The organism is Paraburkholderia sartisoli, assembly GCF_900107685.1.
Classification (GTDB): domain Bacteria; phylum Pseudomonadota; class Gammaproteobacteria; order Burkholderiales; family Burkholderiaceae; genus Paraburkholderia; species Paraburkholderia sartisoli.
The window spans coordinates 116,222-141,901 of the sequence record NZ_FNRQ01000007.1; the positions used below are offsets into that span (position 1 = coordinate 116,222).

Consider the following 25,680-nt stretch of genomic DNA (forward strand, 5'->3'; position numbering starts at 1 on the left):
CCGCACTGTCCTTTCCAACCCTGGAGCCATCGCCGTGAGCATCACCGAATCTGTCATGCCCCCGTTTCATCTCGCCTTTCCCGTGCATTGTCTTGCGGCCGCCCGCGCGTTTTACGGCGAGCTGCTCGGGTGCCCGGAAGGCCGCGCGTCCGCTGAATGGGTCGACTTCAATTTCTACGGCCATCAGATCGTAGCGCATCTGGCGCCGCAGGAAGCCGGCCATCGTTCGACGAACGCCGTGGACGGCGACGCCGTGCCGGTACGTCACTTCGGCGTGGTGCTGTCGATGCCGCAGTGGGAAACGCTCGCCGGGAAGCTGACGCGCGCGGGGACGCAGTTCATCATCGAGCCGCACATCCGCTTCAAGGGTGAAGCCGGCGAGCAGGCGACGATGTTTTTCCTCGATCCGTCGGGCAACGCGGTCGAGATCAAGGCGTTTGCCGATATGGCGTCGCTGTTCGCGAAGTAATCAGGCTGCGCGCGCCGGCACGCGTGTTGAGGCCGGCCGGCGCACCCGCGTTCAGCGATGTTGCGTCGCGACCCGCAGCCCGAGCGAAATGAAGATCGTGCCGATGATCTTGCCCTGCCAGCGGCTGAGCCACGACAGGCGCTTTACCAGCCGGCCGAGCGGGCGGATGGTGAGCACGATCGCCGTCGTATAGGCCGCGCTCAGGCCGACGAAAATCAGCCCGAGCACGCTGAACTGCACGAGCGTCGAACCGTGTTCCGGATGCACGAACTGCGGCAAAAACGCGAGGAAGAAAAGCGCGGTCTTCGGGTTCAGCACTTCGGCGGGAATCGCCTGGAAGAAAGCGCGCGACGGCGTGACGGCGGCCACTTTCGGCAGCGTCGGGTCCGAGGGCTTGTCCATCAGCGCGCGCACGCCGAGATACACGAGGTACGCGGCGCCCACGAGCTTGACGACGTTGAACGCCAGCGCCGACGTCATCAGCAGCGCGGACAGTCCAACCGAAGCACACAGCGTATGGATGAAGTCGCCGCTTGCGATGCCGAGCCCGGTGAGAATGCCTGTCTTGCGGCCGCCCTGCACGGTGCGCGTCAACACCAGCAGCACGGCCGGCCCCGGAATCAGGAACAGGCCAAGCACGACAGCTACGAACGTGCTGAGGGTCGTCGGATCGAACATGTTGTCTCCTTTCTGAGTGGCGCCTTATGCGGGCTTTATGCGCGCCTTACGTGTGCTTTACGCGCGTTTTCACGTGGCATGAGCCGGTTTTCGTACGCGGCGGCGGATTCAACGCCACGCACAACGCGCTCAATATACCCGGACTGCGTAACGCGCGCAGAACGTCATTGCGAAGCGTCCGCGCTCAATCCATCGCCGCGTGCGCGATCGAGCCGGTTGGCGCTGTCGCCGGACGGATCAGCAGGATCAGCGGCACGACAAGCAATGTCGCGACGAACATCAGCTTGAAGTCGTTCAGATACGCGATCATCGAAGCCTGCTGGTTGATCGCCTGGTCGAGCACCGCCATGTTGAGATTCGCGCCATTCCCGAGCATCGGCTGGATCGCGGGGTTGAACACCGTCACGTTGGCCGCGAGGCCCGCATGCGCGACCTGTGTGTTGCGCGTCACGAGCGTCTGCACGATCGAAATGCCGATGCTGCTGCCGATATTGCGCGCGAGGCTGTAGGTGGCGGTGCCGTCCGCGCGCAGCTCGGGCATGAGCGTCGTAAACGTCAATGCGCTTAGCGGCACGAACACGAGGCCGAGACCAAAGCCCTGAATCACGCCCGGCCAGACGATGTCGGACGCCGACAGCACGATCGTGTATTGCATCATCTGCCACAACGCGAACGCCGAGATCAGGAAGCCGGCAAGCAGGAGCACCCGCGCGTCCACGCGTTTGAGCAACTGCCCCGCGATCAGCATCGCGACCATCGTGCCGGCGCCGCTCGGCGCGGTGACGAGGCCCGTCGTCGCGACGGGATAGTTCATCAGGTTCTGCAACATCGGCGGCAGCAACGCGCGCGTCGCGTACATCACCGCGCCGATCACGAAGATGAAGCACGTACCCGTGGCGAAATTGCGATCCTTCAGCAGTTCATAGCGGAAGAACGACTTCGCGCCCGCGGTTGCGGTGTGGACGAGAAAGAACGCGAACGCGAGCACGGCCAGCAGCGCCTCGATACGGATTTCCAGCGAGCCGAACCAGTCGAGCTGCTCGCCGCGATCGAGCATCGCCTGCAACGCGCCGATGGCGAGGCTCAAGGTGGCGAAGCCGAACGCGTCGAATTTCGCGTCGTGTTTTGCGGGGCGCGAAGGCAGGAACGTCAGAACGCCGAAGAGCGCGAACGCGCCGATCGGCACGTTGATGAAGAACACCCAGCGCCAGTTGTAGCTGTCGGTGAGCCAGCCGCCGAGCGTCGGGCCGAGAATCGGGCCCACCATCACGCCCATGCCCCACACCGCCATCGCCTGGCCCTGCTTTTCGCGCGGATTGATGTCGAGCAGGATCGACTGCGACAGCGGCACCAGCGAGGCGCCAAAAATACCTTGCAGCAGACGCGACGCAACGATCTGCGTCAGCGTTTCCGAAAGCCCGCACAGCGCCGAGGCGATCGTGAAGCCCCCAATGGCAAACGCGAGCAGCCGCTTCACGCTCAGGCGATCCGACAGCCAGCCGGTCAGCGGCGTGGCGATGGCCGCCGCGACGATATACGACGTGAGCACCCACGTGATTTCATCCTGCGACGCGGACAGCGTGCCCTGCATGTGCGGCAGCGCGACGTTCGCGATCGTGCTGTCGAGCGTCTGGATGAGCGTCGCGAGCATGATCGAGACGGTGATCATGGGCCGGTTGAGCGGCACGGCGCCACCGTCCGGCTGTGTTTCAGATGACATGAGGGGAGATCACAAGGAGTGTCTTATATAATAAGCATGCTTATTATATAGATCGCCTCCCGTTGCGCAATCAGTACAGACGAAAAGCCGCGCGCGCTGCTTTCATCCCGCAAGGCTTCGTATAATTGGCCGATGAAAACCCCATTTGAACAGCGCTTCGGCTTTCTGGTGTCGGACGTGGGACGCCTGTGCGGCAAGCGTTTCGACGATCTCGCGAAGTCGTCGCTCGATCTCACGCGCGCGCAGTGCCGCGCGCTCGCCTACCTGTCGCACTACGGCGACGTCAACCAGGCGCGCCTTGCCGATCTGCTCGAAGTGGCGCCGATTTCCGCCGGCCGGCTGCTCGACCGCATGGCGGAAGGCGGCTGGATCGAGCGCTCGACGAACCCGCGGGATCGCCGCGAACGGCAGATCCGCATGACGGAAAAAGCGGAGCAGACGCTCGGCCGGGCCCGTGTCGTGGGCGACGAAGTCGCGGCCGAGGCGCTCAACGGTTTGAGCGAGGAAGAAACGCAGCAGCTGATTTCGCTGCTGCAGAGGGTGCGCAACAACCTGAGTACGATCGTCGAGAGTTGAGTGAGGGCTTACAGATGACGATGCCAGAGCACCAGATAGTGGCCACGCTGCGATCGTGCCTCCAGCCAGCGACTTATGCGAGCGAGGCGTCCGCTAAACGGAACGACGCGCGCCAGCCCAGTTGCTCGCGTGCCTTCGTGGTATCGACGTCGCCTTCGGGTTCGGCGATATTGAACACACCTTCGCTGTCGAACTGAAGGGCAAGCAGCACGGCGTGCGCGGCGGCATCCACATGCACGCGGGGCGTGGCAGGCGGCGCATCGAAACCGGTGCCGGGACCATAGAAGTGCCCATAGCGCAGCACGGTTCCCCGCAGGTCTGGTGTTTGCAGCGTGAATTCTTCAAGCGCGACGACGCCACCGACGCTCATCGCCGAGGGCGCCTGCGGATCGAGATCGAGCGGCGCGGTTTCGGCAAACGGCACAGCACCCTGGGCGTAAAACCACGCGATGCTTTGCGAAATCATCCGGTGGCACCCGGCTTCCAGCGCGGCATTCACGAGGTTGCGCGTGCCTTTCACGCGGATCGCCGCGTTACGCACCACGGCTTCGGCCATACGCGCCTTGTCGAGCCCCGGCGGCAGGTCTGTCAGCTGATGCACGACGGCGTCCGGCTGCACTTTCGCCACTTCGGCGCGCAACGCATCGGCGTCGAACACATCGACGATCACGGGCATCGCCCCATTCGCTTCGATCGACGCGGCTTTTCGCGCGTCACGCGTCGTGCCGAATACCGCGTAACCCGCTTTCACGAGCAACGGCGTCAACCGCGCGCCGATAGCACCCGCCGCTCCCGCGAGAAATATCCTTTCCTGTGCCACGTCCCGATCCTCCTGAAGTGATCATCATCCCGCCCGGCCAGATGCGCTCACGTCACATATCGAACGCGACGCATGCAGGCAATGCGAACCCGCCATCGACGGGCAACGGAAATTCTAACGTTTTGGCGACGATGCATGCACTGACGCTCCCGTTCCAGTGCGACAGCGGTTCGCTTCTATCCGCATGCACGGTTGATCTGGCCTGCTTCGACAACGACCGGAAGCGCTTCGTTGCGATCCTTCAGGATCACACCGTGGCCGGTTGACCGGCCACGCTAATCGACCTTCTTCGGATAGTCGATCGACTGCACCTCCACCTCGCCCTGCCCTGGAGTCTGTCTCCGTGTCTTGCGAGCGGCGCGCCCAGTTCGGCAAGACACGCCGTTCAACGAGCGTAGCGCCGGCTGAACAAATGAACAAATTAACAAAGTGCATGGCCCGAACGCGACATGGGTTTGGCTCGAACCGACACGCGAGGCGCAACCTTTGTTCATGCTGATACCACCCGGTTTTTATTGATTGACCGTTCAATATAAAAAAACTACCATGGCCACTCAAATCCATCTGGACGGATCGTTTTCGTCATACGCGGTCCACCCGAAGCGAATGCCCACAACAGCGCTTGCACCATGCCCAAACTCGGAATGCGTGAAATCCGTCGCGCACAGCTGATCGACGCCACGCTCCTCACGATCGACCAGACCGGTCTCGGGGGGACGACACTGGCTTCGGTCGCGCAGCGCGCGTGCATTTCCACCGGCATCGTCAGCCACTATTTCGGCGACAAGGACGGTTTGCTCGAAGCCACCATGCGCCACGTGCTGCGCGATCTGTGGCAGGCCACGTCGCGCCGGCGCCGGGCGGCGAAATCCGATCCGCGCTCGAAATTGCGCGCGGTGGTCGCAGCGAATTTCGATGCCGGGCAGACCAGTGGGCCTGTCATGAAAACGTGGCTCGCGTTCTGGTCCGAGAGCATGCACAAGCCGCGATTGCGGCGGCTTCAGCAGGTGAACACGCGCCGGTTGAACTCCAACCTGTGCGCGGACTTTTCCAGGACCATGCCGCGTCCGGCGGCACGTCGCGCGGCGAGCGGCCTCGCGGCGTTGATCGACGGCCTGTGGCTGCGCGGCGCGCTGTCGGGCGAGCCACTCGACACCAAAGCCGCGCTGCGCGTGGCAAACGACTATATCGATCTGGTCCTCGCCTCGCGCGAGTAAGGACATGAACAGACCGGCGACACCTTCAGAAAGGAGCAGGTCATGGCGGTATTCGCAACGCAACGTCTCTATATCGGCGGTGCCTATGTCGCCGCAACCGGCGGCGAGACCTTCGATACGCTCGACCCCGCCACCGGCGAAACGCTCGCGACGGTGCAGCAGGCCTCGGAGGCCGACGTCGATCGCGCGGTACGGTCCGCGCAAGAAGGCCAGCGCGAATGGGCCGCGCTCACGGCCATGCAGCGTTCGCGCATTCTGCGCCGCGCGGTGGAGCTTCTGCGCGAGCGCAACGACGAACTCGCCGCGCTCGAAACGCGCGACACGGGCAAGCCGATTGCGGAAACCCTCGCGGTGGATATCGTCACCGGCGCGGACGTGATCGAGTACTACGCGGGGCTCGCCACTGCGATTGAAGGGCAACAGATCCCGTTGCGGCCCACGTCGTTCGCGTACACGCGGCGCGAACCGCTCGGCGTTTGCGCGGGCATTGGCGCGTGGAACTACCCGATCCAGATTGCGTGCTGGAAGTCTGCGCCGGCGCTGGCGGCCGGCAACGCGATGATCTTCAAGCCGAGTGAAATCACGCCGTTGTCGGCGTTGAAACTCGCCGAGATTTATACCGAGGCCGGCGTGCCTGCTGGCGTATTCAACGTAGTACAAGGCGACGGGCGCGTCGGCGCAATGCTCGCCGTCCATCCGGACATCACGAAGATTTCCTTCACGGGCGGCGTGGAAACGGGCAAGAAGGTGATGTCGCTTGCCGGAGCATCGTCGCTGAAAGAAGTAACAATGGAACTCGGCGGCAAGTCGCCTCTGCTCGTCTTCGACGATGCCAGCCTCGAGCGCGCCGCCGACATCGCGATGAGCGCCAACTTCTTCAGCTCCGGCCAGGTCTGCACGAACGGCACACGTGTATTCGTGCAGCGTGGCGTGCTGGAACGGTTCGAAGCGCTGGTGCTGGAACGTGTAAAGCGGATTCGCGTGGGCGCGCCAACTGACTCGAACACCAACTTCGGCCCGCTGATCAGCGCCGCGCAATTGCAGAAAGTGCTCGGCTACATCGAAAACGGCGTGCAGGAAGGTGCGCGGCTCATTGCAGGCGGCAAGCGGATGAGTGAAGGGCACTTCGGCAACGGCCAGTACGTCGAGCCGACGGTTTTCACCGGCTGCCATGACGACATGCGTATCGTGCGCGAAGAAATCTTCGGCCCGGTGATGAGCATTCTCGTGTTCGACGACGAAGACGAAGCGATCTCGCGTGCCAATCACACCGCCTATGGTCTTGCCGCGGGCGTCGTGACCGAGAATCTCTCGCGCGCGCATCGTGTGATTCATCGGCTCGAAGCGGGTATCTGCTGGATCAACACCTGGGGCGAGTCGCCAGCGGAAATGCCGGTGGGCGGTTATAAGCAATCGGGCGTCGGCCGTGAGAACGGCATCACGACGCTCGAACATTACACGCGCATCAAGTCCGTACAGGTCGAGCTCGGCCCGTATCAACCGGTGTTCTGAGGAGTGGTGGCGATGGCTTCGAACGAATACGACTACATCATCGTGGGTGCCGGCTCGGCGGGCAACGTGCTCGCCTCGCGCCTTACCGAAGACACGGACGTGACCGTACTGCTTCTCGAAGCAGGCGGCCCCGACTACCGTTTCGACTTCCGCACGCAGATGCCGGCGGCACTCGCCTATCCGTTGCAAGGACGCCGCTATAACTGGGCGTACGAAACGGACCCTGAGCCGCATATGAACAACCGGCGCATGGAATGCGGCCGTGGCAAGGGGCTTGGTGGTTCGTCGCTGATCAACGGCATGTGCTACATCCGCGGCAATGCGCTCGATTACGACGGTTGGGCCGGGCGCCCTGGGCTTGCGAACTGGACCTATCTGGATTGCCTGCCGTACTTCCGCAAAGCCGAAACACGCGATGCGGGCGCGAACGCGTACCACGGTGGCGACGGTCCGGTGCATGTGACGACCAGCAAACCCGGCAACAATCCTTTGTTCGCCGCGATGGTCGAGGCCGGCGTGCAGGCGGGCTTTGCACGCACCGACGATCTGAACGGCTATCAGCAGGAAGGCTTCGGTCCGATGGACCGCACGGTCACGGCGAGCGGCAGACGCGCCAGCACCGCGCGCGGCTATCTGGATCGTGCGAAGGCGCGGCCGAATCTGACCATCGTCACGCATGCCGTGACCGATCGCGTGCTGTTTTCGGGCAAGCGTGCGATTGGCGTCGCGTATCTGCACCATGGCAATGCTGTGACTGCGCATGCACGCCGCGAAGTGCTGGTGTGCAGCGGCGCGATTGCCTCGCCGCAATTGCTGCAACGCTCGGGCGTCGGCCGCTCGACGTGGCTGCGCGAACTCGACGTGCCGCTCATCCACGATCTGCCGGGCGTCGGCGAAAATCTGCAGGACCATCTGGAGATGTATATCCAGTACGAATGCAAGGAGCCGGTCTCGCTGTATCCCGCGTTGCAATGGTGGAATCAGCCTGCGATCGGACTTGAATGGATGCTGCGCGGCACGGGTATTGGCGCGAGCAATCAGTTCGAAGCAGGCGGCTTCATCCGTACCCGCGATGAGGACTTGTGGCCAAACATTCAGTATCACTTCTTGCCCGTCGCGATTAACTATAACGGCTCGAATGCGATCAAGCTGCACGGCTTCCAGGCGCACGTCGGATCGATGCGTTCACCCAGCCGCGGCCGTGTGAAGCTCACGTCACGCGATCCTGGCGCTCACCCGGGCATCCTGTTCAACTACATGGCCGATCCACTCGACTGGCGGGAATTCCGTGACGGCATTCGCATTACTCGCGAGATCATGCGTCAGCCGGCCCTCGATCGTTATCGAGGCCGCGAGCTGAATCCGGGCGCGGAGTTGACGACGGATGAACAGCTCGATGCGTTCGTGCGCATGCGCGCGGAGACCGCCTTTCATCCGTCGTGCTCGTGCAAGATGGGTTATGACGATATGGCTGTCGTCGACAACGAAGGACGCGTGCATGGCATGGAAGCATTGCGCGTGGTCGACGCGTCGATCATGCCGCAGATCACGACCGGCAATCTGAACGCGCCGACGATCATGCTCGCGGAGAAGATCGCGGACCGGATTCGTGGACGGGATGCGCTGGCGCGGGTGGAGACGCCTTACTTCGTTGCGAATGGCGTGGCGTCCAGGAAACGCGAAGCGACGGCGGGTTAATCCGCGCTCCGCCGGGCAGCTGTGATAACGACGGAGGGAACGGCACGAAAGCTAAACCCAAACCCTCAAGCCCTGAGTCTCAAGCCTCACTTCCCGGCTACATAAGCCTTCACCGCCGGTAACCCATCCTTGCCATCAAACGTCTTCACGCCGGCGAGCCACTTGTCGAGCACACCCGGATTCGCCTTCAGCCAATCCTTCGCCGCCTTGTCCGGATCCGTCTTGTTCATGATCGGCAGCATCACGTGGTTCTCGATATCGGTCGTGAAGTGCAGATTCGACACCAGCTTCGCCACGTTCGGGCAACGCGTCGAGTAATCGTTCGCGACGATCGTCAGCACTTTGGCTTCGCCGTAGTTCGGGCCGAACACGTCGTCGCCACCGGACAGATAATCGATCTTCATCTGCACGTTCATCGGGTGCGGTTCCCAGCCGAGAAACACGATCGGCTTCTTCTCGCGAATCGCACGATTCACTTCGACCAGCATGCCTGCCTCGCTCGACTCCACCAGCTTGAACTTGCCAAGGCCGTACTGGTTGCTGTCGATCATCTTCTTGATCAGCGCGTTGCCGTCGTTACCCGGTTCGATGCCATAGATCTTGCCGTCGAGCTTGTCGTAGTTCTTCGCGATGTCGGTGAAGGTTTTAATGCCCGCCTGATACGCATAGTCTGGCACGGCAAGCGTGTATTTCGCGCCGGTCAGGTTCGGCGTCGGTAGCACGGTGAGCTGGCCGGCCTTCCTGAATGGTTCGATCATCGGGTCCATGGTCGGCGACCAGTAGCCGAGGAACACGTCGATCTGCTTGCTCTTCACGCCAGCAAACGTGATCGGCACCGAGGCGATGGTCTTGGTCGGCTTGTAGCCGAGCCCTTCGAGCACTGTCGAAGCGAGACCGGTAGTCGCCGCGATATCCGTCCAGCCGACATCGGCAAACCGGACGTTCCGGCAAGTAGCGGGTTCCGCGGCAAGGACAGACGACACCGACAGCGCGCACAACGATACAGCCAGCAAACGTTTCATGGCGTTCCCTCAGGGTGATTGATGTTTCACTGGTTTTGTCAGGCGGATTTTCCGACGCGGATCCTTTTATGCCAACTCATTCACGCGGACTCGTTCACGCTGACAGCCGCCGCTCGACGCCCGGCGCGTGGCCAAACTGCGCGCCCGGGAAACCGCCCGCGTCGCCGCGTTCGAAATGCCTCAGAACGAATGCCGCATCCCGATCCGTACATCCGACTGCGTATTTGAAGTCGACGGCGTGAAGCTGTAGCCGATCACCGCGTTCACGCCATCCGAAGCGCGCAGATAATCGCCAGAAATGTACACATCGGTGCGTTTGGACAGCAGGTAGTGCAATCCGAGCGAACCCTGGTTCCAGTGGTTGCCTTCGAAGTTCGTGTGCTGATAGCCCCCATAAAGCGCCAGCGCAGGCGTGAAGTTGTACGACGCCCCCGCTTCATAAACCTGCATGCGCGAGGTCAGCCCGAGGCCCTTGATCGTGGTGTAGGTGAAATCGCCGGTGAGCATCAAGTTGCCGATCGTATAGGCCGCACCGACCGCGAACGCGCCTTGCCTGTCCACCGGGAACGACGACGCGCTATACAGATCGGTCACCGCGCCGGTGGCCGGATCGACGGAAACGGTCGGTTGGCCGAGGAAGGTGCGCGTGCCGATCATCGCGTACGGATCGAAGGCATAAATGCCATAAGGATTGTTCAACTGCGTATACGCCGCGCCCATGTTGAACGGACCGTGGTCGTAATGCGCGCCCACGCTCCACGCGCTCTTCTGATGGAAGTCGCCGGCGGTGTTGCCGAACGAGTACATGCCGCCGAAGGTGAAGCCTGCAAAATCGCTCGACAGGAACTTCACGGAGTTCGGCAGACGGTCGCCGTTCATCCGGTCGAAATCGCCCTGGTGAATCGCGTAGCCGCTCGCCCATGCGGAGATGTTGTACAGATAGACGAACTCCTCGGTCATGTCGAGCTGGTCGCCGAGCGAGACAGTCCCCCACGTGCTCTTGATGCCGACATAAGCCTGCCGCCCGAATTCAGCACCGCCGAATCCCAATTGGCCGTTGCCCAGCCGAAAGCCCGATTCGAGTGCAAAGACGGCCTGCATGCCACCACCGAGATCTTCCACACCTTTGAAGCCGATCCGGTTGCCGTACGAAATGCCGTCGTCGAATTTGAATTGATGTGCGCCGCCGGCATTGTTCACGTAGGTGATGCCCGCGTCCAGAATCCCATACAGGGTGACGCTGCCTTGAGCATGGGCCACCGTTGGCGCGCATGCTGCGCTTGCCGCGAGGGCGAGTCCCGAAAGACTGACGGCATTTCTCTTCTTCATCTAATTCTCCCCTGCTCTTTGCCTGCGTATTTCGTTGGATAAAGCGATCCCTGCCGCGCGCTGTCTTCCAACGCGCGGCGCTTCTCGCATGACGGGCATTTCGAAACCGGTTGAGACTGATTGAAGCGAATTCAAGCTGACTAAATTCGATCAATGCTGATTGAAGCTGTTCGCAATGCATACGATCATCTGTCATGCCTGCATCGACGCATCAAGAATAAGGGTCCAGATTTATAAGGATTAAACCGGATGCGACGTGAATCTGTCGATTAGCGACCTCATCGTCAGGAGTGCCGGTGTCATTTCATGCCAAGCGCTGTTTGCACCGCTTGCAAGCCGTTGGCACCGCTCGCGGTATTCACACCGTCGAGCCATGATTTCAGCAATTCGGGGTGTCGCTTGAGCGCGTCGGTGGCGGCCACATCAACGGCGGTTTTCTTCTCCAGCACCTCGCTGATCACGCCGTTTTCCAGATCGACATTGAACGTGAGCTGCCTGAACAGGCGGCCAATATTCTGGCACTGCCCGGTGTAGCCGCTGCGCGCGACTGTATTGACCGTGGCGCCGCCGTAGTTCGGGCCGAAGTACTTGTCGCCGCCGTCCAGGTAGGTCAGTTTGAATTTCGTGTTCATCACATGCGGTTCCCACGCAAGGAACACAATCCATTTTTTTTCACGGACCGCTCGCTCGACCTGCGTCAGCATGCCGGTCTCACTCGATTCGACCAGCTTCCAGCTGCCGAGGCCGAACGCCTTGTCATCGACCATCTTCTTGATGTTCTGATTGGCCGGTGCCCCAGGTTCGATGCCATAGATCTTGCTGTCGAACTTGTCGGCGTTTTTCGCGAGGTCCGCGAACGAATGCACGCCAGCCGCCGCCACGTAATCGGGAACCGCGAGTGTGAACTTCGCATTGCTCAGATTCGGATGCACGACCTCGATCGATTTTTCGTCTTCGAACGGCTTGACGAGCGGCGCTTGCGCCGGCATCCAGTTGCCGAGAAAAACGTCGATCTGCCCTTTCTTCAAGCCCTGGTAAGTGATCGGCACCGACAGGTTCGCCACATTCTGCCGGTAGCCGAGCGCCTTCAACAGAATACCGGTCATCGCATTGGTCGCGTCGATGTCGCTCCAGCCCGGCCCCGCCATGTTGACCTGCGTGCAGGATCGCGGCTCGGCGGCCGCGGCAAAGGTGGTCGCCGCGCATAGCAGCGCCACGCCGGATACAACCTGTTTGAAGAGCTTTTTCATCATGTCGGCTTCCTGTAAGTGGGGTGAACGTTGCGCAGAGGCATCAACGCGCGACGGCCGGAAAACGCGCCATTGCTTCGAGCGTGTCGAGATCGATGTGATTACGCATGTAGCGCTGGCTCGCGTCGACCAGCGGTTGCCAGTCCCATGACGCGATCGCGCCTTGCGTCGTGGCCTCGAAATGGAAACGGCGGCGGCGCTGGCTTTCCAGTACATTGTCGTGCAACGCGGCGAGGTTCCAGCGTTGGGCGATCTCCTCGCGCAGCGCTGTGACCAGCGACGCGTGTTCGGGGCGCGCCGCGAGATTGTCACGCTCCAGCGAATCCACGGCCACGTCGTATAGCTGGTCAGGATCGGCTGGCGTGTGAATGAATTTGAAGCGTCCCCGCCGCAGCATCACAATCGGCGCGATTGCGCCTTCACCCAGATATTCGCCGATCGCTTCGTCGTGGCCGCCCTGGATGCCGTCGGTGCCCTGTATCCCGAGCAGGTGTGCAATGAGACTTTGCCCATCGAGTGAATCGGGCCAGGCGGTCGGCCGTTCACCGCGCGCCATTTCCACCAGCGTGGGCAGCAGATCGAGATGCGAGACCGATTCACGCACGCGATGCGCGTCGAACTGCCGCGGCGCATGGACGATCAGCGGCACACGGCAGCCTCCCTCGAAGAACGTCATCTTGTACCAGAGGCCGCGCTCACCGAGCATCTCGCCGTGATCGGACGTCACGACGATGATGGTGTCGCTGGCGAGTCCCGACTGTTCGAGCGCATCGAGGATCGCGCCGAACTGATCGTCGACGTAAGAGATCGCACCGTAATAAGCCCGCCGTGCATTGCGAATCTGCTGATCGGTCGGCGGTGTGCGGTCGGTTTCGCAGACGTGCCTCAAGCGCTTCGAGTGCGGATCGGCTTGATCGAGCGAATCGCGAAACGCTGGCATCTCGATGTCCTCGTCTGCGTACATGTCCCAGTACTTCTGCGGAATTGCGTAAGGATCGTGCGGATGCGTCAGCGAAGCGACCATGCAGAACGGCCGTGCATCCTTGCCGGCTTGCCGCTCACGCGCGATATCGAAGAGCTTCTGGCGCGTGGTAAACGTGACTTCATCGTCGAAGTCGAGCTGGTTCGTGCGCACGCAGGGGCCTGCGTCGATCACCGAACTCATGTTGTGATACCACGTGGGACGCGTTTCGAAATCATCCCAGTTCGGCGTCCAGCCGAAATCGGCCGGATAGATGTCCGTCGTGAGCCGCTCTTCGAATCCATGCAGCTGGTCAGCGCCGCAGAAATGCATTTTTCCAGACAGGATCGTGCGATACCCTTCGGCGCGAAGATAATGTGCGAACGTCAGCGTTTGCGACGGAAATTCTGCTGCATTGTCGTAAGCGCCGATCGCGGACGGCAGCTTGCCTGACAAAAATGAAAAGCGCGACGGCGCACACAGCGGACTCGCGCAATATGCCGATTCGAATACCACGCCCTGCTTCGCGAGTCGATCGAGATTGGGCGTCTTCGTTAAACGGTGTCCGTAAGCGGCGAGCGCAAACGGCGTCATCTGGTCAGCCATCAGAATGAGAATATTCTGTTTCGTATCAAGCATTGGCGCGCGCCTCGAATAGAATCGCAAGTGTCGGTGCAGGTGTCACTGCACGCGGGATAACCGGCATGCCGGTCTCGCAGTGAGCACCGCCGCGGTGAACATCACTATTGCCGTCCAATTCGCCGCTGTGAAGACGGCAATTCGTTATGTGCCTATAAGGGGGTGTTATGTCGAGGCAGGATCGCTTGCCGCCGATGCAGGCGTTGACGATGTTCGAATCCGCAGCGCGTCTGGCGAGCTTCAGCGCGGCCGCGCGCGAACTGGGCTCGACGCAGCCAGCGGTCAGCCAGCGCGTCGTGCAACTCGAAGAAGCACTCGGCGCACCGCTATTCGAACGCGGCCACCGCGGCGTTACGTTGACGGAAGACGGCGTGCGCCTCTTCGAAGCAGTGCGCAGCGCACTCGACACCATCCGCCTCGCTACCGCGGGGATTCGCGCCCGGCGCACGCCGCAAACCCTCACGCTTGCCACCGATTTCGGTTTTGCGACCTATTGGCTGATGCCCCGCCTGTCGCAATTCAAGGCATTGATGCCGGACGTCGATGTGAAGATCATCACGTCGCAGCATGTGATCGACCCGTCGCACGATCAGGCGGACATTGTGATTGCGTTCGGCGACGAGAATGCCGACTGGACCGCGCGCGGCGCACTCAAGCTGTTTCCCGAGCGCGTGACACCCGTCTGCAGTCCGGCGTTTCTCGCGGCGCATCCGCCATTGCGCACCCCGTCCGATCTGATGACCTTGCCCCTGCTGCATCTCGAACCGACCCAGCCGGCGCGCTGGCTGTCGTGGGCCGACTGGTTCGGGGTGCATCGTCTGGACGCGCCCGCCGCGCATCGCGGCATCACGTTCAACAGCTTTACGCTCGTGGCCCATGCAGCGATCATGGGCCAGGGCGTCGCGCTCGGCTGGGCGCCGCTGATCGACGAACTCCTCGCCACCGGACAACTCGTCGAACCGTTCGATACGCCTGTCGTTACCGGGCGCGGCTATCTGCTCTTCACGCAGCGCGCGGCGACACCCGCAGTCAGCGCATTTCGTCAATGGCTGCTCGGGGAATGCGGACTCGACGCGGAATAAGCGCCTGACGCTCCCATTCCAGTGCGACGGCGGTTCGCTTCTATCCGCATGCACGGCCGGTCTGCTCTACTTCGACGATGCATGCCGCGCCCCGCGGCATCGCCTGTCGCCTGAATGGAGCGTGCATGACTTCCGATTCCCGTCCCGAGCAACTGGTGCTGACCGTCGCGTGTCCGAGCGCGGCGGGCCAGGTCGCCGCCGTCGTCGGCTTTCTCGACCGGCATCATGGCTATATCGACGAGCTCACCGTTTTCGACGACGACCTCAGCGGGCGCTTCTTCGTGCGCTGCATGTTTCATGGTGTGGATCGCAACGAAACGCTTCAGGTGCAGGCGCTGCAGCGCGAGTTCACACCGATCGCCGATCGCTTCCAGATGACATGGGCGATGCACGACGTCGGCACCCGGCCGAAGGTGCTGATCATGGTGTCGAAACTCGAACACTGTCTCGCCGATCTGCTGTTCCGCTGGCGCATGGGCGAACTGAAGATGGATATCGTCGGCATCGGCTCGAATCATCGCGATCTCGAGCCGCTCGCGCAGCAGCACGGCCTGCCCTTCCATCATCTGCCGATCAGCGCCGGGACGAAGCCGCAACAGGAAGCGCGCCTGCTCGACCTGTTCGAGACGTCCGGCGCGGAACTGATGATCCTTGCGCGCTATATGCAGATTCTCTCGGGCGAAACGAGCCGCGCACTCGCCGCGCGGGCGATCAACATCCATCATTCGTTTCTGCCCGGCTTCAAGGGCGCAAAGCCGTATCACCAGGCACACGCGCGCGGCGTCAAGCTGATCGGCGCGACCGCGCATTTCGTCACCGACGATCTCGACGAAGGTCCCATCATCGAACAGGTGGTTGAACGCGTCGATCATTCATACAGCCCGGAGCGGCTGCTCGCCACCGGCCGCGACGTCGAATGCATCACGCTGGCTCGCGCGGTGAAGGCGTTTATCGAGCGGCGCGTGTTCATCAACGGCGATCGCACCGTCGTGCTGCAATAAACGAAACGCCGCTTTTTCAGCGGCGTTTTCGCTTTCTCCAGAGAAGTTGCCGCGCTGCAGGCGGCAACGCGCGCGTCACTTCACCCAGCTATCCACCCGGTCGCCGTGCGCGCTGATCCACGCATCCGCGGCGGCGGTCGGCTTCTCGCCGCTCTGCGTCGCCAGCATCACGCTGTCGATCTCGCCCGGCTTCCACTGGAACTTCTTGAGAAACGCGACGACCGGCGGCGCCTTCTTCTCGAGTTCCGGATTCACGACGTTATCCACGTGTTCTGCTTCGCCGAACACTTTCTTCGGGTCGTCGAGGAATTTCAGCTTGTACTTCGCGAACATCCAGTGCGGCTTCCAGCCCGTCACGATGATCGGCTTTTTAGCGGCTTCGGAGCGCGCCAGTTCAGCGGTCATCGCGCTGCCCGAACTGGGCATCAACTGATAGTCGAGCTTGTAGACCTTGATCGCTTCGCTGGTTTTTTCCATCACGCCCGCGCCGGCATCGATGCCGACAATGCGTGAGCCGAACTCCGCCTTCTTCGCTTCCAGATCGCCGAGCGTGTTCACGTCGGCGTTTTCCGGCACGATCAGGCCGATTTTCGCGTCGTTGAAGTTCGCGCCGAGGTCGACCACCTTATCCTTGAAGTTGTTCCAGTACGCGCCGTGCGTGACCGGCAGCCACGCGGACAGCGTCGCGTCGAGGTCGCCGCGCGCCACGCCCTGCCACATCACGCCGGCCGCGACCGGCACGAGTTGCACCGGATAGCCGAGGCGCTTCTCGATCACGCGCGCGGCCACGTTCGAGGTGGCGACGCTATCGTCCCAGCCTTCCACATAGCCGATCTTGATGGTCGGCTTCGTCTGCGCCAGCACGCTCGCGCTGCTTGCCGCCAGCGCCGCGCTCATCGCGCTCAACACCAGTATCTTTTTGATCAGTCTCATCGCCGTTCTCCCGTTTACCGTCAAGTCAACCCGTTGAGTATTTAGAATCACCAGCCAGAATTGCCGGGTAGCGCCGATTTCCGACATCCAGTTGTCCGCAAGCGACCTGTGTCGCCGGCGAACGGATCGTGCACCGTGCTTTCGCCTTTTTCGCCTTATTTGTCGACGACCAGATCGCTCAACGGCGTGCTGCAGCAAAGCAGCACCATGCCCTGATCGATCTCCCGCTGACGAATGCCCCCCGCGTGCTTCATCGCGACCTCGCCCGACACGAGCTTGACCTTGCAGGTGCCGCACATGCCTTGCGTGCATGACGACGGCAGACGCACACCAGCCTTTTTTGCCGCATCGAGCACGTGCTGTGCGCTGCCGCATTCGATCTGGCGATTGCTTTTGGTGAAGCTGACCTTGAACCTGACGTCCGTCTCGACGGACGTTTTGACCGGTGCCGGCCGGGGCGCACCGGCAGGAGGTTCCACCGTCTGCAACGCATCGGCCACGCGCGCGGTCGTCAATGGCGCGACCTCCTCGCTGACTATTTCGCTGAGCGTTTCGAACGAGAAGCTTTCCTCGTGATAATGACCGCGATCGAACCCGCCCTCTTCCAGCAGGCCGCGCACCGCCTGCATATATGGCGCCGGCCCGCAGGTGAAGATTTCGCGCTCCAGAAAATCCGGCGCGATCAGCTTGAGCAGCGGCAACGTCAGAAAACCGGTGACACCTGGCCAGTTCGTGCGCGTGCCCACCCGTTCGCAAACGAAAGCCGTGCGGAAATGAGCCTGATTCGACGCGATCAGATCGAGTTCGCGCGCGAAAATGATGTCGTCCGGCGTGCGGGCGCTATGCACGAACACGATATCGCTGTCTTCGCCGAGCTCGTGATGCGCGCGGCTCATCGACATCAACGGTGTGATACCCGAGCCTGCCGAAAGAAACAGATACTTGCGCGCCGGATGCCGCGCGCAGGTGAATTCACCAGACGGCCCCAGCACGCGCACCTGCATGCCGGCGTGCAGCGTGTCGTGCAGCCAGTTCGACACCTTGCCACCGGGCACCCGCTTCACCGTGATCGAAATGGTGTGCGGGCGCGTAGGCGGCGACGAGATCGTATAGCAGCGATTCACCGGCTCGCCATCGATCTCCAGTTCGAGCGTAATGAACTGCCCCGGCTCGAATACGAACGCCCGCTCAGACGGCGCACGAAAGAAGAAGCTCTTGACGTCATGCGTTTCCTGCCGCACCTGGCAGCACACCAGCGTGTCGTCGGCATCGCTGTTCCAGCGCGCCGGCAACGTCTCCCAGAAGCGCGGCTGCGTCACGCGATTGGGTGCCGCATCGGGACTGGGCTGAAATGCCGCCTGATCGCGCATCATTGATTTCTCCCGCTCCTGGTTGCGGCGTCGCGCTCAGCGCTGGAATGAGACGATTTTTTCGCCGTGCGAAACCGGCGTGTCGCCGGCATCGGTGGTGTGCGGCGCATTGCTGTAACCAGCCATGCGCCCGATGTACCACGCGCAGAATTTCTCGACGAGTCCTTCGGTGAACGGCGAGTACGGGCCCGGCTCATACGCGCTGCTGGTCGCGCCACGCTGCGAATACTCGACGAGCGTGCGGTCCTGATCGTTGGTCGCGCGCCATACGGCTGTCAGGTTGTCCACGTCGTAGTCGACGCCTTCGCGCGCGTCCTTGTGTACGAGCCATTTGGTGCGCACCAGCGTTTTTCCGGCCGACAGCGGCATCACCGAGAAGCTGACGATATGGTCGCTCATGAAGTGATGCCACGAATTCGGCTGGGTCCAGAACGACAGGCCGCCGAGATCGGCCTGCTCGAAACCGCCAAGCAGCTTTTTCGACGCCACGCGTGCATCCATGGTTTGCGATTCGCCGTCGCGGTCGAGCGGCAACCGTTGCGCGCGAAAGCCGGTGACAAGGTCGTCAAGCCGGTCGATTTCCGCCGACGGCAGCTGCATCGCTTCCCATTGCGCCGTGCGGCGCGCCACGGTCGCCTCGAACGCCGCCATGCCTTCTTCGTTGGCCGGCGTGCGCTGATAGCCGAACCCGTATTCATACAGGGAAATGGTCAGCTCGGGATGGTTCGCGACGCAGTGATAGCACTCGCGATTGTTCTCCATCGTCAGCTTCCAGTTGCCTTCCTCGATGATGTCGATCGACGCGGCGATCTTGCAGTTCGCCAGATCGTGCGGCAGCAGATACGGCTCCATCGCGGCGCGCATCACCGCGAAATCCGCGGGCGGCGTGTCGGCGAGGCAGATGAAAATCAGCCCGGCGAGGTTCTCGACGTGTACCGCCTTCAGGCTGTGCTTGCAGCGGTCGAACTGGTCGCCCATGTGTTCGGCGAACATCAGGTCGCCGGTCAGGCTGTAGGTCCAGCTGTGGTACGGGCACACGATATTGCCGACCGAACCCCTTTCGGCATTGCACAGCCGCGAGCCGCGATGGCGGCACACGTTGTGGAACGCGCGCACCTGCATGTCGTCGTCGCGCACGATCAGGATCGAATCGTTGCCGATGTCCACCGTGACGTAATCGCCCGGCTCCGGCACGTCCGGTTCGACCGCGACCTGAATCCAGTGCTGCCGGAAGATCGCGTCGAGATCGAGCGCGAAAATGTCTTCGCTCGTATAGAACGGCGCTTCCAGCGTATGGCCACTTTTGCGGCGTTCGATCATCGCGCGAACGTCTGCGGAAACTTTCATTGTGTGCTCCGTTGCGTATCTCGTCTGGCGCCGCGCCAGGCCCTCCTGGTCGCATGCTGGCCGGAACCGGAAATCAGTAATCCACGAGTTGATGCTCGCGCAAATACGCGAGGATCACTTGTGCTTTTTCGACGGAACTCCCTTCAATTACGACGTTGCCGCCGCGGTTTTCCGTCGTGGTCGCCGAGAGCATGCGGGCGTGGCCAGAGCGCTTTTCGGCGGCGGCGAGGCGCACCGGTCTGGCGGTGGCCGGGCGGGTGGTCCAGGCGAGGCGGTCGTCAGCATGGATTGCGGCCTGCGCCGGAACCGCGCGGATCGTGCCTTCGCGCAAGCGCGCGTACGCATAGCCCGGCGTGGCGTTTGCCAGCGGATGCACGGCGACCAGCGCCGGCAACCCGACTTCCACCCGCCGGCGCAAACCCTTCGGCATGAACTGGCGGATTTCGGCGCAACCGTCGCGAATCGTCAGATCGACGGCCGCGCCGACCAGCGGAATCTCCAGCGCATTCGCGACGCGATACGGCAGCATGCCGCTGTCAAACGCGCCTTCGGCACGGGTCCCGGTCAACACCAGGTCGTAGCCCTTCAGGCGCGCGGCCAGCGGCGGCGCCGCATCGGCGTGCGGTTCCGGCGTCGATGACAGGTCAAGCACTTCGACGCTGCGCGCGCCCAGCGCGAGATATTCGCTTAACGCGGGGCTCGACGGATCGCCGGCATGCAGCACGTCGAGCGTCGCGGCGTGCTGTTTCGCGAGCGACAGCGCGATGCCGAGCGCGGCGGCGTCGTTGCGGCTGTAGCGCGCCGTGCCGCTCACCGGATGGCGTCCCACTGAAACCAGTACGGCGATTTTCATGCAAGCGCTCCTTCTGCCGCGGCTGCGGAATTCAACAGCGCGGCGCCCGTGCCGCTCGCGCTGCGCGCGGCAGCCGCCGCCTCCGTCAGGGCCGCGATGGTTTCCCGTGCGTCGGCGACCACGGTCAGGTCCGCGCGTCCGGCGATCGGCGCGCTGGCGTCGAGATTGACGGCGATCACGTGCCGGCAATCCTTGATGCCCTGCAGATGCTGCACCGCGCCGGAAATGCCGAACGCGATATAGACGCTCGCTTCGACGGTCTTGCCGGTCGCGCCGATCTGCTTGTCGCGCGTGAAGCGGCCGTCGTCCACGGCGACGCGGCTTGCGCCGACCGCGGCGCCCAGCGTACTCGCCAGACGCTCGAACGCGGCGACATCGCTGACGCCATTCCCCGCCGACACGATGAAATCCGCTTCTTCCAATGCGAGCCCGGCAGCGTCGGTCTCCTCGATGCCGAGATCGCGCACCCCGCCTCCGGCCGACGACACGGGCTCGCCATCGAAGCCGTCGAAGCGCCACACCACGCGTTCGCCCGCACCGACAAACGGCAATTTCGGATCGACCGCGTTCGGTGCGAGCAGCACGACCTCGGGCAACCCGCACACGGCGAACGCACGATGGGCCTGCACGTAAGTCGCGACATGCGCCGTGTCGATCTCGACGACATGCGTCGCGACGCTGGCATTGACGGCAGCCGCATAGCGGCGGCCCAGGTCGCCATCGCCGGTTGCGTTGTCCGGCATGAAAACGTGTACCGGCGCATAGGCTGCCACGCACGCGGCCAGTGCGTTCAATTCGTCGTGCGGCGCAAACCGGCGGCGGTCGAACATCGACAGCTCGATCAGCTTGTCGGCGCCGGACGCGGCCGCGTCGCCGGTGAATTCGCCGAATATCAGCAACACGACTTCGGTTTGCGCGTCCGCGAGCAGCGCCGCGGCGGCAAGCGCCTGGCGTGCATGATCGTCGAGCGCGCCACGGTCGGTGTGCGCGGCGACCAGCATCACGCGCTGCGGCGTGGCCGTGGTGCGGCGCGGCTTCGACTGTTCACGATGCGCGGGGCCAGGCGCGGAAAATCCGCTCGGGTCCGCGGCACCGGCAACCCCGAGCGTGATGCGCTTGAGCCCTTCCGCCGTGATCGTGAACGGCCGGCGCGGATCGATTCGTTTGAGCGTGTTCATCGCGTTACTCCAGCGCCGCTGCGACCAGTTCGGCAACGTCGATCACTTCCGGACGCGGGCCGACCACGCCTTCGAGCATCGCCGTGCAATTCGGGCACGCCACCGCGACGATGTCGGCGCCAACCGCGCGCGCGTCGTCGATACGGATGTCGGGAATGCGCTTCCTGCCGGGAATATCGGTCAACGGCGCACCGCCGCCGCCACCGCAGCACCGTCCACGCATGCCGTTGCGCTCCATTTCCACCACCTTGATGCCGATGGTTTTCAGCAGGCGGCGCGGCGCTTCCGTTTCACCGTTATAGCGGCCCAGATAGCACGGATCGTGATACGTGATCTTGCGATCCTCGAATGCGGCGACCGCGCGCACCGACAGCTTGCCGCTGGCCACCAGCTCCCCGATCAGCGCCGTGTGGTGCTGCACTTCATAGAAGCCGCCCAGCGCGCGATATTCGTTGCGCAGACTGTGCAGCACGTGCGGGTCGGCGGTCACGATCTTGCGGAACGCGTACCGCGACAGCGTATCGATCAGCTGGTGCGCGAGCTGCTGGAACGTGGCTTCGTCGCCGAGCCGCCGCGCGGTGTCGCCGGTATCGGTTTCGACGCCGCCGAGCACCGCATAGTCGATGCCCGCGCGGTTCAGCACCTTCACCAGCGCGCGCAGCGTGCGCTGGTAACGCATGTCGAACGCGCCTTCGCCGGCGATCAGCAGCACGTCCACCGGACGCCCCGGCTGCGCGACCTGCACCTGCAGATCGACGGCCCAGTCGTAACGCGCGCCGATGTCGTAGCCGTTCGCGCTGCCGGTCTCGCGCAGGTTCGCGAGCGTGACGGGCCCCTTGCCCGGCACGTTGCCTTCAACCAGCGCCTGGTTGCGCCGCATGTCCACGATCGCGTCGACGTGCTCGATCAACATCGGGCACTCCTGCACGCAGGCGCGGCAGGTCGTGCATGACCACAGCGTATCCGCTTCGATGAGGCTCGAAACCAGCGGCTTGTCCGGCGCTCCGCCGTGCTGGCCGGGCGCAATGCCGGGCGTCGGGCTGCCCGCGTACGCGGCGTCCGTGCCGCCCACCATTCCGGTGACGAGATCCTGGATCAGCTTCTTCGGATTGAGCGGCTGACCGGCGGCGAACGCGGGGCACGCGGCTTCGCACTTGCCGCACTGCACGCACGCGTCGAAGCTCAGCAACTGGTTCCAGCGAAACTCAACCGGCTTGCCGACGCCATATTCCCTGGCGTCGAGCAGCGGCGCCTTCAGCGCGGTTGGCGGCACGACGTCGTTGTCGTTGCGCCCGGCAAAACGCTCCTGGCGCGGATGAAACGCGAGATGCAGGAGCCCGGCGAGCGCATGCTTCATCGGGCCGCCGCGCGCGGCGCCGAACGTCATCGTGAACGCGCCCACGCCGATCAGCAACGCAACGATCACCGCGAGTACACCCGACATCGCGGCCGCCGGCAGCGCGATAAAAAGCGCGAGACCCAGCGCGAACGACCCGAGCAGCAGCGGCAGATGGTCCCACGGCCCGCGCGAGAGCCGCGCCGGCACCGCCTTCGCGCCGTGTCGCCGACGCCAGACGAACACCGCGCCCATCAGCATCACGAGTGCCGCGAGGAAGATCAGCCTGTCGAGCCACGGCGAATAGATCGCGAGCCCGTAGTTCACGAACACCAGCGCCATCGCGAGGATCGCGCCGCCCGCGGTCGCCATGTGCGTCTTCGCGATGTACGGATCGCGCGCGACCACATGATGCAGGTCCACGAAATAGCGCTTCGGAATGGCAAGCAGACTGGCCCAGCCGTATGCGCCCGCCGCCGTCGCGCGGCCTTCGCGCCAGTAAGCGGCGCGTCGGGCCAGCGCGAACGCGAGGCCGGCCACCGACAGCCACAGCAGGACGGTGATGACAAACACGGGGCTCATCGTCAGAAATCCTTGCAAAGGCGCAGCGCGTCGTAGATCGCGCCGTGAATGTTGTGCATCGAAATGCAGTCGCCGACGCGGAACAGCAGAAAGCGGCCGTTACCGGTTTCCTCGCTCAGCGAAGGCTGCGGTTCGGAGGCGAACAGCTTGTGGACGTCCACCTGGCCGCGGTTGACCGACTCCGGCTTGAGCGCCCAGTACAGCGCGTCGTTCGGCGTGCTGCCGTTTTCGATCACGACCTGATCGACCGCGCGCTCTTCCTGCTCTTCGGTGTACTCGTTGCGGATCACGGCGATTTTTTTTCCGTTCTCCTCGTAGACCTTGTCGAGCCAGTAGTTCGGCGTGTGAATCACGCCCTGCGCGTAGAGGCGGCGATAGAAGATCGGGAACGTGGTGCCGCCCACGTCGTCGGCCACTTTCACGTCGGGCGTGACGATCTCGACATTCGAGCCGCGGCTCGACATGAAGTCGGCGACGCCCGCGCCGGCATGCGTGCTCACGCCGTCATAAACCAGCACGTTCCTGCCCGGCTCGACCCTGCCCGACAGCACATCCCACGAACTGACCGCGAGCCCTGCGTCAACGCCCCACGCGGCGACTTGCGACGTATATGACGAGCCGCCCGTCGCCAGCACGACGATGTCCGGCTTCTCGGCCATGATGGTTTTCTCGTCGGCCGCGACGCCGAGGCGGCGATCGACGCCGAGGCGCTTCGTCTCCATGTCGAACCAGCGCACGATGCCCGCCATCTGCTCGCGCTGCGGCGCCTTCGCGGCCAGCATGATCTGGCCGCCGACGTAGTCGTTCTTCTCGAACAGCACCACGTCATGACCGCGCGACTTCGCCACGCGCGCCGCTTCCAGTCCAGCCGGACCCGCGCCGACCACGACCACCTTGCGCTTCGGCCCCCGCGTCTTTGCGATCACGTGCGGCATGGTTTCTTCGCGCGACGTCGCCGCGTTCTGCACGCACAGCACGTCGAGCCCGTTGTACTGCCGGTCGATACAGTAGTTCGCGCCGACGCACTGCTTGATCTCGTCTTCGCGGCCGTCGCGGATCTTGATGACCATGTGCGGATCGGCGATCTGCGCGCGCGTCATGCCGACCAGATCGACCATGCCGCTGGCGAGCAGCCGTTCCGCCTGGCCCGCATCGCGAATGCTTTGGGCATGCATCACCGGCAGCTTCACGACCGACTTGATGCCGGCCGCGAGATGCACGAACGGCTCGGGCGGCAGCGCCATCGGCGGCATGCAGTTCGCGAGCGTGTTGTGCGTGTCCGCGCCCGAACCGATCACGCCGAGGTAATCGATCAGACCGGTTTCCGACATCGCCTGGGCGATCTCTTTCAATTGCTCGTGATCGAGTCCGTCCTCGTGGAATTCGTCGCCGCACATGCGCAGACCGATGCAGAAATCCGCGCCCACCGCTTCGCGCACCGCCTTCAGCACTTCGATCCCGAAACGCAGGCGGTTTTCGAGTGAACCACCCCATTCGTCGGTGCGAAAATTCGTGCGCGGGCTCCAGAACTGATCGATCAGATGCTGATGCGCGGCCGAGATTTCGACGCCGTCCATCCCGGCATCCTTGACGCGCTTCGCGGCGGCTGCGAAGTCGCCGATGATGCGGCGAATCTCCTCCACCTCGATGATCTTCGCGTTGCCGCGATGGACGGGCTCGCGCACGCCGGACGGCGACATCAGATGCGGCCAGTGCTCGCCGTGAAATGCCGAACGGCGGCCCATATGCGTCGCCTGAATCATGATCTTCGCGCCGTGCCGGTGCATCGCCTCGGCGAGGCGCGCGAGCGGATCGATAATCCTGTCGGTGGACAGATCGACCGACTTCCACCAGCCCTGCGGGCTGTCGATCGACACCGGGCTCGAGCCGCCGCACACCGCGAGGCCAACGCCGCCCTTCGCCTTCTCCTCGTAGTAACGGATATAACGGTCACCGGGCAAGCCGCCGGGTTCCGCATACACCTCCGCGTGCGCGGTACTGACGATACGGTTGCGCAAGGTCAGCTGGTTCAGCGTGAGAGGCTTGAAAAGGTTCGGGTAACGCATCGCGATCGACCTCGGAATGAACTGGCTTGTTGCGGTGTTTT

Annotated in this window: 21 protein-coding genes; 7 read left to right on the forward strand and 14 right to left on the reverse strand. The window is 63.2% G+C overall.

What is annotated here, in order from left to right; genetic code table 11:
* Positions 1-55: 55 nt before the first annotated feature.
* The gene (locus BLV45_RS20390) at positions 56-469 is read left to right on the forward strand and encodes a VOC family protein (RefSeq protein WP_407671044.1); all 414 of its coding nucleotides are present in this window, start codon (positions 56-58) and stop codon (positions 467-469) included.
* Between the two features lie 51 nt (positions 470-520).
* On the opposite strand, the gene BLV45_RS20395 is transcribed toward BLV45_RS20390, so the two are convergent.
* On the reverse strand, positions 521-1,147 hold the full coding sequence (locus BLV45_RS20395) for a LysE family translocator (protein ID WP_090535821.1): 627 nt from the start codon (positions 1,145-1,147) through the stop codon (positions 521-523).
* A 184-nt stretch (positions 1,148-1,331) separates the two neighbouring features.
* On the reverse strand, positions 1,332-2,867 hold the full coding sequence (locus BLV45_RS20400) for a DHA2 family efflux MFS transporter permease subunit (protein WP_090535823.1): 1,536 nt from the start codon (positions 2,865-2,867) through the stop codon (positions 1,332-1,334).
* A 132-nt stretch (positions 2,868-2,999) separates the two neighbouring features.
* On the opposite strand from BLV45_RS20400, the gene BLV45_RS20405 reads away from it, so the two are divergent.
* Entirely contained in the window at positions 3,000-3,443 is a 444-nt protein-coding gene (locus tag BLV45_RS20405; RefSeq protein ID WP_090535825.1) for a MarR family winged helix-turn-helix transcriptional regulator, read from the forward strand.
* A gap of 73 nt (positions 3,444-3,516) precedes the next feature.
* Here BLV45_RS20405 and BLV45_RS20410 read toward each other — a convergent pair whose 3' ends face one another.
* The gene (locus BLV45_RS20410) at positions 3,517-4,263 is read right to left on the reverse strand and encodes an NAD-dependent epimerase/dehydratase family protein (protein WP_090535827.1); all 747 of its coding nucleotides are present in this window, start codon (positions 4,261-4,263) and stop codon (positions 3,517-3,519) included.
* 629 nt (positions 4,264-4,892) lie between these two features.
* Between BLV45_RS20410 and betI the strand changes: the two genes are divergently transcribed.
* From betI to betA, 3 genes are read left to right on the forward strand one after another with little or no spacing between them, the layout of a single operon-like run.
* Positions 4,893-5,480 carry a transcriptional regulator BetI gene (betI, locus tag BLV45_RS20420; protein ID WP_090535831.1) on the forward strand — a complete coding sequence of 196 codons (588 nt, stop codon included), beginning with the start codon at positions 4,893-4,895 and terminating at the stop codon, positions 5,478-5,480.
* A 42-nt stretch (positions 5,481-5,522) separates the two neighbouring features.
* Positions 5,523-6,992: a betaine-aldehyde dehydrogenase gene (gene betB / locus BLV45_RS20425; protein WP_090535833.1), complete on the forward strand. Its 1,470-nt coding sequence runs from the start codon at positions 5,523-5,525 to the stop codon at positions 6,990-6,992.
* 12 nt (positions 6,993-7,004) lie between these two features.
* On the forward strand, positions 7,005-8,690 hold the full coding sequence (gene betA / locus BLV45_RS20430; RefSeq protein WP_090535835.1) for a choline dehydrogenase: 1,686 nt from the start codon (positions 7,005-7,007) through the stop codon (positions 8,688-8,690).
* 86 nt (positions 8,691-8,776) lie between these two features.
* Here the strand turns inward: betA and BLV45_RS20435 are convergent, their stop codons facing one another.
* From BLV45_RS20435 to betC, 4 genes are all read right to left on the reverse strand, one after another.
* The gene (locus BLV45_RS20435) at positions 8,777-9,712 is read right to left on the reverse strand and encodes a choline ABC transporter substrate-binding protein (protein WP_090535837.1); all 936 of its coding nucleotides are present in this window, start codon (positions 9,710-9,712) and stop codon (positions 8,777-8,779) included.
* Positions 9,713-9,892: 180 nt separating this feature from the next.
* A complete protein-coding gene (locus BLV45_RS20440) occupies positions 9,893-11,041 on the reverse strand; it encodes a porin (RefSeq protein ID WP_090535839.1) in 1,149 nt (382 codons plus the stop codon).
* 299 nt (positions 11,042-11,340) lie between these two features.
* Positions 11,341-12,294 carry a choline ABC transporter substrate-binding protein gene (locus tag BLV45_RS20445; protein WP_176954218.1) on the reverse strand — a complete coding sequence of 318 codons (954 nt, stop codon included), beginning with the start codon at positions 12,292-12,294 and terminating at the stop codon, positions 11,341-11,343.
* A 40-nt stretch (positions 12,295-12,334) separates the two neighbouring features.
* Positions 12,335-13,891: a choline-sulfatase gene (gene betC / locus BLV45_RS20450; protein ID WP_090535841.1), complete on the reverse strand. Its 1,557-nt coding sequence runs from the start codon at positions 13,889-13,891 to the stop codon at positions 12,335-12,337.
* Between the two features lie 167 nt (positions 13,892-14,058).
* Here betC and BLV45_RS20455 point away from each other — a divergent pair, with 167 nt between their 5' ends.
* Positions 14,059-14,973, forward strand: a complete 915-nt coding sequence (locus BLV45_RS20455) for a choline sulfate utilization transcriptional regulator (RefSeq protein ID WP_090535844.1) — start codon at positions 14,059-14,061, stop codon at positions 14,971-14,973.
* Positions 14,974-15,098: 125 nt separating this feature from the next.
* A complete protein-coding gene (gene purU, locus BLV45_RS20460) occupies positions 15,099-15,974 on the forward strand; it encodes a formyltetrahydrofolate deformylase (protein ID WP_090535846.1) in 876 nt (291 codons plus the stop codon).
* Positions 15,975-16,049: 75 nt separating this feature from the next.
* Here the strand turns inward: purU and BLV45_RS20465 are convergent, their stop codons facing one another.
* The 7 genes from BLV45_RS20465 to BLV45_RS20495 all read right to left on the reverse strand — a co-directional run bounded on the left by BLV45_RS20465 (position 16,050) and on the right by BLV45_RS20495 (position 25,639).
* Positions 16,050-16,907 carry a glycine betaine ABC transporter substrate-binding protein gene (locus BLV45_RS20465; protein WP_090535848.1) on the reverse strand — a complete coding sequence of 286 codons (858 nt, stop codon included), beginning with the start codon at positions 16,905-16,907 and terminating at the stop codon, positions 16,050-16,052.
* Between the two features lie 155 nt (positions 16,908-17,062).
* Entirely contained in the window at positions 17,063-18,280 is a 1,218-nt protein-coding gene (locus tag BLV45_RS20470; protein ID WP_090535850.1) for a hybrid-cluster NAD(P)-dependent oxidoreductase, read from the reverse strand.
* Between the two features lie 33 nt (positions 18,281-18,313).
* A complete protein-coding gene (locus tag BLV45_RS20475; RefSeq protein WP_090535852.1) occupies positions 18,314-19,624 on the reverse strand; it encodes an aromatic ring-hydroxylating oxygenase subunit alpha in 1,311 nt (436 codons plus the stop codon).
* 73 nt (positions 19,625-19,697) lie between these two features.
* The gene (locus tag BLV45_RS20480; RefSeq protein ID WP_090535854.1) at positions 19,698-20,477 is read right to left on the reverse strand and encodes a drug:proton antiporter; all 780 of its coding nucleotides are present in this window, start codon (positions 20,475-20,477) and stop codon (positions 19,698-19,700) included.
* A complete protein-coding gene (locus BLV45_RS20485) occupies positions 20,474-21,655 on the reverse strand; it encodes an electron transfer flavoprotein subunit alpha/FixB family protein (protein ID WP_090535856.1) in 1,182 nt (393 codons plus the stop codon). Before BLV45_RS20485 ends, BLV45_RS20480 begins: the two co-directional genes overlap by 4 nt.
* A gap of 4 nt (positions 21,656-21,659) precedes the next feature.
* Positions 21,660-23,573 (reverse strand): (Fe-S)-binding protein, encoded by a 1,914-nt coding sequence (locus tag BLV45_RS20490; protein WP_090535858.1) that lies wholly within the window; start codon positions 23,571-23,573, stop codon positions 21,660-21,662.
* Positions 23,574-23,575: 2 nt separating this feature from the next.
* Positions 23,576-25,639 (reverse strand): NADH:flavin oxidoreductase, encoded by a 2,064-nt coding sequence (locus BLV45_RS20495; RefSeq protein WP_090535861.1) that lies wholly within the window; start codon positions 25,637-25,639, stop codon positions 23,576-23,578.
* Positions 25,640-25,680 lie beyond the last annotated feature (41 nt).

What these genes read in the sequence shown, in the direction of transcription:
- BLV45_RS20390 (WP_407671044.1), top strand. Translation starts at nt 56, where the DNA reads ATGCCCCCGTTTCATCTCGCCTTTCCCGTGCATTGTCTTGCGGCCGCC.
- BLV45_RS20395 (WP_090535821.1), bottom strand. Translation starts at nt 1,147, where the DNA reads ATGTTCGATCCGACGACCCTCAGCACGTTCGTAGCTGTCGTGCTTGGC.
- BLV45_RS20400 (WP_090535823.1), bottom strand. Translation starts at nt 2,867, where the DNA reads ATGTCATCTGAAACACAGCCGGACGGTGGCGCCGTGCCGCTCAACCGG.
- BLV45_RS20405 (WP_090535825.1), top strand. Translation starts at nt 3,000, where the DNA reads ATGAAAACCCCATTTGAACAGCGCTTCGGCTTTCTGGTGTCGGACGTG.
- betI (WP_090535831.1), top strand. Translation starts at nt 4,893, where the DNA reads ATGCCCAAACTCGGAATGCGTGAAATCCGTCGCGCACAGCTGATCGAC.
- betB (WP_090535833.1), top strand. Translation starts at nt 5,523, where the DNA reads ATGGCGGTATTCGCAACGCAACGTCTCTATATCGGCGGTGCCTATGTC.
- betA (WP_090535835.1), top strand. Translation starts at nt 7,005, where the DNA reads ATGGCTTCGAACGAATACGACTACATCATCGTGGGTGCCGGCTCGGCG.
- BLV45_RS20435 (WP_090535837.1), bottom strand. Translation starts at nt 9,712, where the DNA reads ATGAAACGTTTGCTGGCTGTATCGTTGTGCGCGCTGTCGGTGTCGTCT.
- BLV45_RS20440 (WP_090535839.1), bottom strand. Translation starts at nt 11,041, where the DNA reads ATGAAGAAGAGAAATGCCGTCAGTCTTTCGGGACTCGCCCTCGCGGCA.
- BLV45_RS20445 (WP_176954218.1), bottom strand. Translation starts at nt 12,294, where the DNA reads ATGATGAAAAAGCTCTTCAAACAGGTTGTATCCGGCGTGGCGCTGCTA.
- betC (WP_090535841.1), bottom strand. Translation starts at nt 13,891, where the DNA reads ATGCTTGATACGAAACAGAATATTCTCATTCTGATGGCTGACCAGATG.
- BLV45_RS20455 (WP_090535844.1), top strand. Translation starts at nt 14,059, where the DNA reads ATGTCGAGGCAGGATCGCTTGCCGCCGATGCAGGCGTTGACGATGTTC.
- purU (WP_090535846.1), top strand. Translation starts at nt 15,099, where the DNA reads ATGACTTCCGATTCCCGTCCCGAGCAACTGGTGCTGACCGTCGCGTGT.
- BLV45_RS20465 (WP_090535848.1), bottom strand. Translation starts at nt 16,907, where the DNA reads ATGAGACTGATCAAAAAGATACTGGTGTTGAGCGCGATGAGCGCGGCG.
- BLV45_RS20470 (WP_090535850.1), bottom strand. Translation starts at nt 18,280, where the DNA reads ATGATGCGCGATCAGGCGGCATTTCAGCCCAGTCCCGATGCGGCACCC.
- BLV45_RS20475 (WP_090535852.1), bottom strand. Translation starts at nt 19,624, where the DNA reads ATGAAAGTTTCCGCAGACGTTCGCGCGATGATCGAACGCCGCAAAAGT.
- BLV45_RS20480 (WP_090535854.1), bottom strand. Translation starts at nt 20,477, where the DNA reads ATGAAAATCGCCGTACTGGTTTCAGTGGGACGCCATCCGGTGAGCGGC.
- BLV45_RS20485 (WP_090535856.1), bottom strand. Translation starts at nt 21,655, where the DNA reads ATGAACACGCTCAAACGAATCGATCCGCGCCGGCCGTTCACGATCACG.
- BLV45_RS20490 (WP_090535858.1), bottom strand. Translation starts at nt 23,573, where the DNA reads ATGAGCCCCGTGTTTGTCATCACCGTCCTGCTGTGGCTGTCGGTGGCC.
- BLV45_RS20495 (WP_090535861.1), bottom strand. Translation starts at nt 25,639, where the DNA reads ATGCGTTACCCGAACCTTTTCAAGCCTCTCACGCTGAACCAGCTGACC.